Source organism: Mesorhizobium sp. M2A.F.Ca.ET.067.02.1.1 (assembly GCF_004023285.1).
Lineage (GTDB): Bacteria > Pseudomonadota > Alphaproteobacteria > Rhizobiales > Rhizobiaceae > Mesorhizobium.
This window is the reverse complement of the sequence record NZ_RZSB01000181.1, coordinates 1-8,984: the sequence shown is the minus strand read 5'-3', so window position 1 is coordinate 8,984 and position 8,984 is coordinate 1. Positions and strand designations below refer to the sequence as shown.

Genomic DNA, 8,984 nt, shown 5'->3' with positions numbered 1-8,984 from the left:
CCTTGAGGGGGAGATGCCCGGCAGGGCAGAGAGGGGGGCCTCGCGCCAGCCTCCGTGATTACCCCTCAAACCCCACCCTTTTATGGCTCCCATCACAAAACGGCTTGTTCGCCGAATGCCCGCAGCGGCAGAGGAACACCTTGATCGTGCGGGCGATCGTATGCCCCGTGCCGGTGACGAGCTCGGCATTGCCTTCGACCTTCAGCGGGCCGTTGCTGGTCGGGGTTACGGTCAGCGGGCCGTCCCGCGCGTCCAGCACCTGCGCTTCCTTCAGCGGCGGCTCGCCGGTGGCGGTGAAGCCGTCCTTGATGTGGCTGTTGTCGCAGAACGGCTTGTTCTGCGAGGCGCCGCAGCGGCAGAGCGTGGCGCGCAAGAAGGTGTCGTCGCCGAGCACGATCTCGGCATGCACCGCCAGCGGGCCGTTTTCGCGGACGCGCACCGTGTTGACCACAGGCGGCTTCTCCTGCGGCCCGCCATCCTTGCGCTTGTAGGTGACGGCGCCCGACGGGCAGTTCTCCGCCAGCGCCACAACCCGTTCTACGCTCGCGGCATCGGGATGAATCCACTCGCCCGGCGCGTTGGGCACGAAGACATGCGGGTTGCCGAGCACGCAATTGCGCGAATGGATGCAGCGCTTGCCGCTGAAGGAAACGTCGATCTTCTCGCCTTCGACCGTGCCTGCCATTTGGGTGGGGTCTCCTGTTGGGGTGGAGACCAGGCTTAGGGCGCGGGAGCGAAGGGCGTCAAGCTGGGAGGATGGGCAGCCTTACAATAGCGACCGTTAGGAGATTGGCGAAAGGGGAGGTGCCGGCTGATCTCCCGCACTCCCCTTGAGCGAGGGGCGCCCGCTGCTATGGCGCGCTGGCTGCCAGATTGTCGCGTCCCTAATCGCTTACCCACTGTCCAGAGCTGTCAGGAGGGGCATCGAATGCCGGTTTGCATAAAACGGCAACCGGCCTATATCAGGTCACAATTTCCAGCCGGCCGTTTTTCAGCATGTCATCCATCATCTCGATCTCCGGTGTCACGAAAACCTATGCCACCGGCTTCAAGGCATTGAAGGAAATCAATCTCGATATCGAGCGCGGCGAGATTTTTGCGCTGCTCGGGCCGAACGGCGCCGGCAAGACGACGCTGATCTCGATCGTCTGCGGCATCGTCAACCGCTCGTCGGGCAGCGTCACGGTCGACGGCCACGACATCAGCCGGGATTACCGCGCCGCGCGCAGCCTGATCGGGCTGGTGCCGCAGGAACTCACCATCGACGCCTTCGAGACGGTCTGGGCGACGGTGAACTACAGCCGCGGCTTGTTCGGCAAGCCGCCGAACAAGGATTTCGTCGAGAAGGTGCTGCGCGACCTGTCGCTCTGGGAGAAGAAGGATTCCAAGGCGATCACGCTGTCGGGCGGCATGAAGCGCCGTCTGATGATCGCCAAGGCCCTGTCGCACGAGCCGCGCGTGCTTTTCCTCGACGAGCCGACGGCCGGCGTCGACGTCGAGCTGCGCCAGGACATGTGGGCGATGGTCAGGCGCCTGCGCGAGGACGGCGTCACCATCATCCTCACCACGCATTACATCGAGGAAGCCGAGGCGATGGCCGACCGCGTCGGCGTCATCAACAAGGGCGAGATCATCCTGGTCGAGGGCAAGGCCGAGCTGATGCGCAAGCTTGGCCGCAAGCAGATGAAGCTGGAGCTACGCGCGCCGCTCGCCGCCTTGCCGGAGAGCCTGTCGCGCTATGCGCTGGAGCTGTCGGGCGACGGCAGCCAGCTCACCTACACCTATGACAACCAGAGCGACCGTCCGGGCGTCGCCTCGCTGATCCGCGACCTCGAGGCGGCCGGCGTCCAGTTCCGCGATCTCGACACCAAGAACAGCTCGCTCGAAGAGATTTTCGTCAGTCTTCTGAGGCAAGAGCCATGAACCTGCGCGCGGTATGGGCGATCTACCGGGTGGAGATGGCGCGTGCCTTCCGCACGGTGCTGCAGAGCATCATCTCGCCGGTCATCTCGACGTCGCTCTATTTCGTCGTCTTCGGCTCGGCCATAGGCTCGCGCATCAACGAGATCGACGGCATCGCCTACGGCGCCTTCATCGTGCCCGGATTGATGATGCTGTCGCTCTTGACGCAATCGATCTCCAACGCCTCCTTCGCCATCTACTTTCCGAAATTCGTCGGCTCGATCTACGAGCTTTTGTCGGCGCCGGTGTCATACCTGGAGATCATCATCGCCTATGTCGGGGGCGCGGCGACCAAGTCGATCATCCTCGGCCTGATCATCCTCGCCACCGCCGCTCTGTTCGTGCCGCTCAGGATCGAGCACCCGTTCTGGATGGTCGCCTTCCTGGTGCTGACCGCGGTGACCTTCAGCCTGTTCGGCTTCATCATCGGCATCTGGGCGAAAACCTTCGAGCAGCTGCAGCTGGTGCCGCTGCTCATCGTCACGCCGCTCATCTTCCTCGGCGGCAGCTTCTATTCGATCCACATGCTTCCCGGCATCTGGAAGACGCTCACGCTGTTCAACCCGGTCGTCTATCTGATCAGCGGGTTCCGCTGGAGCTTTTACGGCAAGGCCGACGTCTCGGTCGGCGTCAGCCTCGGCATGACGCTGGTGTTTTTGGCCATCTGCATCGCCATCGTCGCCTGGATATTCAAGACGGGCTACCGGTTGAGGAACTGACCGAAGTCGAGTTCCTCGCCCCACGAAGTGGGGAGAGGTGGCCCGGCGAAGCCGGGACGGAGAGGGGCCCGTGCAGACGGGTGGAATCTCTCTGTGCGTGGCCTGTTCTTCAGATCAAGGCAATGTGGCGCCCTTTTCACGTCGGGTTCTGGCTTCGCGGATGTCGTCCCCCCTCTCCGTCTCGGGCTTCGCCCGAGCCACCTCTCCCCCGCTTTGCGGGGGCGAGGAAGGGGCGCCTATCTAAATCGCCTTGGTCAGGCGCAGCAGCCCCAGCATCTCGACGAAGGTTCCTTTGCGGAAGGCGATATAGGTCGGTTCCTCGACACCGTGGAAGCGGCGCTTGAAGGCCGCCTGGCCCTGCAGGTTGAAGCGCGAGCGGTTGACCCAGGGCGAGTTGTAGGCGCGCTGGAAGGCGTTGCGCCAGAAATCCGATTCGGCGAAGCCGCTGGGCTCGATGTCGAGCAGCGGCGAGAGGCCGAGCGTCACCTGCGAGATACCTTCCTCGCGAAAGCGGTCGACGGCGAATTTGGTCAGTCCGACCTCGGCATGCGGCGTCGCGTCGATCTGCTTGCGCTTGAAGGCGGTGGTGTAGCCGATCACCTTGCCGTCGCGAAACAGCGGGTCGAAATCCAGGATGGCGAGAAGCCGGCCTTCGGGGCTGTGCAGGAGGAAGCGGCGCATGCCGGCGCCGAGCTCCTCGGAGAAGCGGCGGTTGAGGAAACCCATCTCCCAGCGCTTGATGATGCGCTTTTTGCGCCAGTCGGCGGAAAGCTGCTTGATCTCTTCCTGCAGCATGTCGCCCGTGCCCTCGGCGAGGAGAAAACCCTTCTTCGCCAGCCAGCGCTCGGAATAGCGCACCGTCTCGTTGCGCTTGCCGGAAAAATCATGCGCCGGCAAAAGCAGCCTGGTGTCGATGCCGAACCGGTTGACCTGGTAGCCGAGACCGGCGAGCACCTTGGCCGTGTCGGCGCCGATCTGCACGAACCAGGGGCCGCCAGCCGCCTCGACGAAGCGCTTGATGTAGCCCGGGCGGTCGGCCGGGTCGGCCACCGGATCGCCCAGCGCGAAATGACGGCTCATCTTGGTGCCGAAGGCGATGTAGCCGTCGCCCTCGCTGAAATAGGACAGCTTCTGCTGCACGGCCGTGGAATAGGCGAGCGAGAAATCGCCGTGGCGGCGCACCAGCGCCAGGCGCTCCTCATCGCTCAATTCGCGCCGCGGAACCTTGGGTGCCACGGCATCGAGAAGCCTGTCGAAATAGATGCGCAGGGGCGCCATGAGCTCCGCGTGCCAAGAAGTGATGACCTGCCCTCGCAGGTCGCGAATCGCTGGAGACCGCTGCCGGCCACGTCGCGTCAGCGATATAGGATGCAATTGACGGCGAATGAAGGGCAAAGGTCCGAAAGCCTCCAGCAGCGGCGGTCGGCCCCGGAACGTCCTGCGAGCTTCAGCTTGATTTTCCCATGTCATGTTATATATCGTGTTATCGATGTTTGCGAGCGCGCTATGGAAGACATTCTGCGATCTCTCGGCTTTCTCTGCCTCGGCAGCCGGATGAAACGCATAGGCGAGCTGTTGCAGGCCGACACGCAGCGCGTGCTCAACCGCCTCGACATGCGCATCCAGGCGAGCCAGTACCCGCTGCTCGCCGCGCTCGACAGGCTGGGGCCGCTGCCGGTCGGTGAGCTGGCGCAATCCCTGGGCGTCGCGCAACCGGGCGTAACGCGAAGCGTAGCGTTGCTTGCCGAGTTGGGGCTGGTCGAGGTCAATCCTGCGGATGACGACCAGCGGCGCAGGATCGTTTCGCTGACCGGCAACGGCAGACGGCTGGTCGACCGGGCGAAACGGGAAATCTGGCCAAGCATCGAAAATGCCGTCGCGGATCTGTGCGCCGATCTTTCCGGGCCGCTGCTCGGCCAGCTTGCCGCCATCGAGGACCGGCTGGCCGAGACACCGCTCCACCGTCGCGCCGAAAGGGACGCCCCGCCATGAAGCATATGCTCGACCGTCCTGTCTGGAGCGCGCTCGAAACGCGACAAAGGACTTTCGCCGAGGGTGACGATCTCGCGCGCCGGTATCGGCCATCGATCATCCCGTTCGCCGCCACGGCCACGGACGATCCGGAATGCCTGCACGCGCTCGGAAGGCTCGTTCCCGCTGGAGAAACCGTCATCCTGGCGCAGGCCGAGAACATTGTCCTGCCGCCGGCGCTTGTCGCGACGATGACCGCCGATGCCGTGCAGATGATTGCCGGGCAAGCCTTGCAGACGGTCACCGATCCCCGAATCGAGCAGTTGACGCGACAGGACGCGGCCGAGATGTTCGCGCTCGCCTCGTTGACGAAGCCTGGGCCGTTCACGCTGGAAGCGTTGAGCCTCGGCGAATTCTGGGGCGTGAAGATCGACGGCAGGCTGGCCGCGATGGCCGGCGAGCGCATGAAGCAACCCGGCTATTCGGAGCTCAGCGGCGTGTGCTCGCATCCGGATTTTCGCGGCGGCGGCCTCGCCAGGCTGTTGTCGCTGTTTGTGGCCAACCGCATCATGGCGCGTGGCGAGGTGCCATATCTGCACGCCTTTGCCAACAATGCAGCGGCGATAAAGCTCTACGAGTCGATCGGCTTCCGGCTGCGCAGCGCGATGAACATCGCGGTGGTTCAGCGGGCGAGATAGCGGCTGTCTGGATCAGGCGGTTTTCGACTTCGGCCGACGGAAGCAAACCGTCTCCATCAACATCTCTTCATCGACCATGCCGGCATTGTAGAGCGCGAGCACAGTCAGCGCGATCTCCCGCGCCTCGTCCGATTCGGGATGCGCCTCGCGACTTCGGCAGGCTTCATCGAAGACGCGTTGCAAGGTGGCGACCTGGGCGGGTTTCAGCAGGCCACGGTCATAAATGGACTTCGGCATGGCGATCTCCTGGCGAGGAGCTAGGGCGCCACCTATAAAGATCAATCTTTCCTGAGGCTTGATCGACTTCAACCAAAACAGGGGGCTCGGATCCTGCCGAGCCCCCGCAATGTCGGGCGCTTAGAGCAATTCCAGGAAAAGTGTGAGCGGTTTTCCGTCCGGAATTGCATAAAAACAGAGAGATAGTGTCCTCACACCGCGATCTTGCCGCCGCCCTGCTTCGTGATCGCAACGACCGACGGCCGCACCGGCATGTCCGGCTTGAAGTCCGGCCAGCGGGTCGACGGATCCTCGTAATAGGACGGGCGGCCGAAGCCTTCCCAGTCCTCGCCGCCGTCGCCCGGATGCTGGACGGCGACGAAGGCGGTCTGGTCGTCCGGCGCGAAGAGCGGGCCGCACATCTCGGCGCCGATCGGCACGCGGAAGAACAGTTTTGAGGTCGCCCGCGCCGCTCCTTCCGTGTCGACCGCCCACAGGCCGTCGGTGCGGCCGGTGGCTTTCGGGCCCTGGCCGTCGGTGGCGACCCACAGGCGCCCGGCGGAATCGACGGCGCAATTGTCCGGCATGCCGAACCAGCCATGCGCGGTGGTCGCGGTCGAGAAGGTGGCGCCTACATCCGCGACGGACGGATCGCCGCATTTGAGCAGCACTTCCCACTTGCCCTTGCTGGCGGCGAAGTCGCCGCCATCCTCGACGATCTCGATGATGTGGCCGAAGGCGTTGGCAGCACGCGGGTTGGCGGCGTCGACCTGCTCGGCCTTACGCTTGGAATTGTTGGTCAGCATGACATAGACCTTGCCGTTGCCGGCGTTGGGCTGGATGTCTTCCGGCCGGTCCATCTTGGTGGCGCCGAGCAGATCGGCGGCGCGCCGCGTCTCGATCAGAACGTCGGCCTGGGACGCAAAACCGTTCTCCGCCGTCAGCGGGCCTTGGCCAAAGACGATCGGCATCCATTCGACCGAACCGTCCTCGGCGAACTGCGCCACATAGAGCGTGCCGTCGTCGAGCAGGTTCATGTTGGCCGCGCGGTCACCAGGATTGAACCTGCCGGCGGTGACGAATTTGTAGACATAGTCGAAGCGCTCGTCGTCGCCGAGATAGAAGACGACGCGGCCGTCCCTGGCGACGATCGACTCGGCGCCCTCATGCTTGAAACGGCCCATGGCGGTGCGCTTCCTCGGCACCGAAGCCGGATCGTTGACGTCGACCTCGACGATCCAGCCGAAACGATTCGGTTCGTTCGGCTCCTTGGCGAGGTTGAAGCGGTCGTAATGCGCGCCCCATTCATAGGCGCCTTCCGGAATGCCCAGGCGCTTGTAATTGGCGGCTTCCTTGTGGCCTTCCGGCAGCTCGCCCGAGAAGTAGCCGTGGATATTCTCCTCGGCCATCACATAGGTGCCCCAGGGCGTGACGCCGCCGGCGCAATTGTTGAGCGTGCCGATGACCTTGGTGCCGGAGGGGTCGGCATTGGTCTTGACGCGGTCGTGGCCGGCGACCGGGCCGGAGAGCGCCATCTCGGTGGTCGACATGATGCGGCGGTTGAGCTTGCCGTCGCGCACCACCTGCCACTTGCCGCCTTCCTTGCGGATCTCGACGATGGTGCCGCCATGCGCGGCCATCTCGACATCGACCTCCTCCTTCGACAGCGGTGCGACCTCGGCGGCCTTCTTGCCGTCTTTTTCGACGATCGAAACGATGCCGGGGAACATCAGATGCGGGTTGGTGTATTCGTGGTTGACGACCAGTAGCCCGTGCTCCGCCGAGCCGTCGATCGGGATATAGCCGACATAGTCGTTGTTGTAGCCGAACTGTTTTGCCTGAGCCTCAGCCGATTGCTTCAGCGGATCGAACTCCGGCGAATCGGCAAACAGCGGATCGCCCCAGCGCAGCAGCACGTCGGCATCATAGCCTGGCGCGACATGGTGCTTGTCATCGATGCCGGCTTCGAGCTCGTCGAACTTGAACGCCGAGGCCTCGGCGGCGCGCGCCTCGTCGGCGGCGACGAGCGCCAACGGGCTGACGGTGGCGGCGATGGCCGAGACGGCCAGCGAGCCCAAGAGGAAACCGCGGCGCGAGAAGCGCGCGGCAATGATCTCGCCCATGGTGCGGTTGTCGGTCGGGTTGACGGGCGGACCGTCATTCTCCTCGAGCTGGCTGGTGCGGAAGCGGGTTTCAGGGGTCGCGGTCATGGTGTTCCTCTGGCTTCTTGAGGTGGCTTGAGCTTGGACCTTCAACCCCTAAAGCGCGCCGATCACATTTTCGTGACATCGGCTTCTGCGTAGCCCTCGGTGGTTGGCGAAGCCTGTCGATGTCAGCCCCTTTCTCCCCGTCACTATACGGGGAGAAATGCCCGGCTGGGCAATGAGGGGCGGCGCCGAGCTGGCAAACAGTGGCGCTATAATGATGTCTTCAAAGACAGCCCCTGCGTGTAATGCTGATGGCCAACGCTGGCGCCGCCCCTCATCCGCCTGCCGGCACCTTCTCCCCGTATAGTGACGGGGAGAAGGGGGCTTGCCGCGACCTTCGCCCCCACACCGCCAGCTTGACGGCTTCGCCCGGTTCGGAAACAAGGGCTGCGGCCGGCGTGGCGACGGCGCTTCAAAAGGGGACGGCAGGTGAGTTTCTGGGGACTGGCGCAGCTCGGTATTTCGACCGTGATGTTCCTGCTGGCGGCGATGGCGGCCAAGCAATGGGGGTTGGCGCCGAGCTTGGCCAAGCTCCTTGTGACGCTGGCGCTCTATACCGCCGGCAACCTGATCATGCTGAGGCTGGTGCGCGAGTTCGGCATGTCGGTGGCGTTCAGCCTGTCGGCGGTGATCCAGCTTGTCGCGGTCAATGTCGTGGCGATCGCCTTTTTCGGCGAACGGCTCAATGCTTTCCAGGCGACCGGCATGGTGCTGGCGATCGCCGCCGTCGCCCTGATCACGCTTGGGCCCTATATGCAGAAGCTCTAACCCTCGAGCCTCTCATGAAGCCATCCGTCGGCGCGCTGCTTGCCAAGATCGAATTCCCCCTGCTTCTGGCCGGACTGATCATCGCCGGCGGGCTATGGGGTTTCGAAGAACTGATGGAGGTGGCGCGGGCGACGACGCCGCACGCCTTCGACACCGAAATCCTGCTTGCCTTCCGCCATGCCGGGCAGCCGGACAGCCCGATCGGTCCGCTTTGGCTGCAGGGCGCGATGCGCGACATCACCGCGCTCGGCAGCACCGTCGTGCTGGTGCTGATCACGACCGCGACGATCGTCTATCTCATCTTGATCCGCAGGCCTTCGACCGCGCTGTTCGTGTTCGCGGCGGTGGCGGGCGGGCAAGTGCTTTCCACCTTGCTCAAGCACGAAGTCGACCGGCCCCGGCCCGATCTCGTCTCGCACCTGGCCACCGAAACGTCACTGTCC

At 64.1% G+C, this 8,984-nt stretch carries 9 protein-coding genes and 1 pseudogene; 6 read left to right on the top strand and 4 right to left on the bottom strand.

The features are described from left to right. Positions 1 to 58: 58 nt before the first annotated feature. Entirely contained in the window at positions 59 to 685 is a 627-nt protein-coding gene (locus EOA28_RS14860) for a CDGSH iron-sulfur domain-containing protein (RefSeq protein ID WP_127251350.1), read from the bottom strand. Positions 686 to 996: 311 nt separating this feature from the next. On the opposite strand from EOA28_RS14860, the gene EOA28_RS14855 reads away from it, so the two are divergent. After that, positions 997 to 1,923, top strand: a complete 927-nt coding sequence (locus EOA28_RS14855) for an ABC transporter ATP-binding protein (protein WP_126080257.1) — start codon at positions 997 to 999, stop codon at positions 1,921 to 1,923. After that, positions 1,920 to 2,681 (top strand): ABC transporter permease, encoded by a 762-nt coding sequence (locus EOA28_RS14850; protein ID WP_127251351.1) that lies wholly within the window; start codon positions 1,920 to 1,922, stop codon positions 2,679 to 2,681. Before EOA28_RS14855 ends, EOA28_RS14850 begins: the two co-directional genes overlap by 4 nt. Positions 2,682 to 2,921: 240 nt before the next feature. On the opposite strand, the gene EOA28_RS14845 is transcribed toward EOA28_RS14850, so the two are convergent. After that, the gene (locus EOA28_RS14845; protein WP_127251352.1) at positions 2,922 to 3,959 is read right to left on the bottom strand and encodes a phosphatidylglycerol lysyltransferase domain-containing protein; all 1,038 of its coding nucleotides are present in this window, start codon (positions 3,957 to 3,959) and stop codon (positions 2,922 to 2,924) included. Between the two features lie 228 nt (positions 3,960 to 4,187). On the opposite strand from EOA28_RS14845, the gene EOA28_RS14840 reads away from it, so the two are divergent. After that, complete coding sequence (locus EOA28_RS14840) at positions 4,188 to 4,673, top strand: MarR family transcriptional regulator (protein ID WP_127251353.1); 486 nt, start codon at positions 4,188 to 4,190, stop codon at positions 4,671 to 4,673. Continuing rightward, positions 4,670 to 5,350, top strand: coding sequence for a GNAT family N-acetyltransferase (locus EOA28_RS14835; RefSeq protein WP_127251354.1), 681 nt, complete (start codon positions 4,670 to 4,672; stop codon positions 5,348 to 5,350). Before EOA28_RS14840 ends, EOA28_RS14835 begins: the two co-directional genes overlap by 4 nt. 12 nt (positions 5,351 to 5,362) lie before the next feature. Here EOA28_RS14835 and EOA28_RS14830 read toward each other — a convergent pair whose 3' ends face one another. After that, positions 5,363 to 5,587 carry a hypothetical protein gene (locus tag EOA28_RS14830; protein ID WP_126080260.1) on the bottom strand — a complete coding sequence of 75 codons (225 nt, stop codon included), beginning with the start codon at positions 5,585 to 5,587 and terminating at the stop codon, positions 5,363 to 5,365. A gap of 191 nt (positions 5,588 to 5,778) precedes the next feature. Then, a complete protein-coding gene (locus EOA28_RS14825; RefSeq protein WP_126080261.1) occupies positions 5,779 to 7,776 on the bottom strand; it encodes a PhoX family phosphatase in 1,998 nt (665 codons plus the stop codon). 426 nt (positions 7,777 to 8,202) lie between these two features. Here EOA28_RS14825 and EOA28_RS14820 point away from each other — a divergent pair, with 426 nt between their 5' ends. Both EOA28_RS14820 and EOA28_RS14815 read left to right on the top strand, forming a co-directional pair. Continuing rightward, positions 8,203 to 8,541, top strand: coding sequence for a hypothetical protein (locus tag EOA28_RS14820; protein ID WP_042637321.1), 339 nt, complete (start codon positions 8,203 to 8,205; stop codon positions 8,539 to 8,541). 14 nt (positions 8,542 to 8,555) lie between these two features. Beyond that, positions 8,556 to 8,984 (top strand): annotated as a pseudogene (locus EOA28_RS14815) (phosphoesterase); the annotation flags it as partial.

What these genes read in the sequence shown, in the direction of transcription:
- EOA28_RS14860 (WP_127251350.1), bottom strand. Translation starts at nt 685, where the DNA reads ATGGCAGGCACGGTCGAAGGCGAGAAGATCGACGTTTCCTTCAGCGGC.
- EOA28_RS14855 (WP_126080257.1), top strand. Translation starts at nt 997, where the DNA reads ATGTCATCCATCATCTCGATCTCCGGTGTCACGAAAACCTATGCCACC.
- EOA28_RS14850 (WP_127251351.1), top strand. Translation starts at nt 1,920, where the DNA reads ATGAACCTGCGCGCGGTATGGGCGATCTACCGGGTGGAGATGGCGCGT.
- EOA28_RS14845 (WP_127251352.1), bottom strand. Translation starts at nt 3,959, where the DNA reads ATGGCGCCCCTGCGCATCTATTTCGACAGGCTTCTCGATGCCGTGGCA.
- EOA28_RS14840 (WP_127251353.1), top strand. Translation starts at nt 4,188, where the DNA reads ATGGAAGACATTCTGCGATCTCTCGGCTTTCTCTGCCTCGGCAGCCGG.
- EOA28_RS14835 (WP_127251354.1), top strand. Translation starts at nt 4,670, where the DNA reads ATGAAGCATATGCTCGACCGTCCTGTCTGGAGCGCGCTCGAAACGCGA.
- EOA28_RS14830 (WP_126080260.1), bottom strand. Translation starts at nt 5,587, where the DNA reads ATGCCGAAGTCCATTTATGACCGTGGCCTGCTGAAACCCGCCCAGGTC.
- EOA28_RS14825 (WP_126080261.1), bottom strand. Translation starts at nt 7,776, where the DNA reads ATGACCGCGACCCCTGAAACCCGCTTCCGCACCAGCCAGCTCGAGGAG.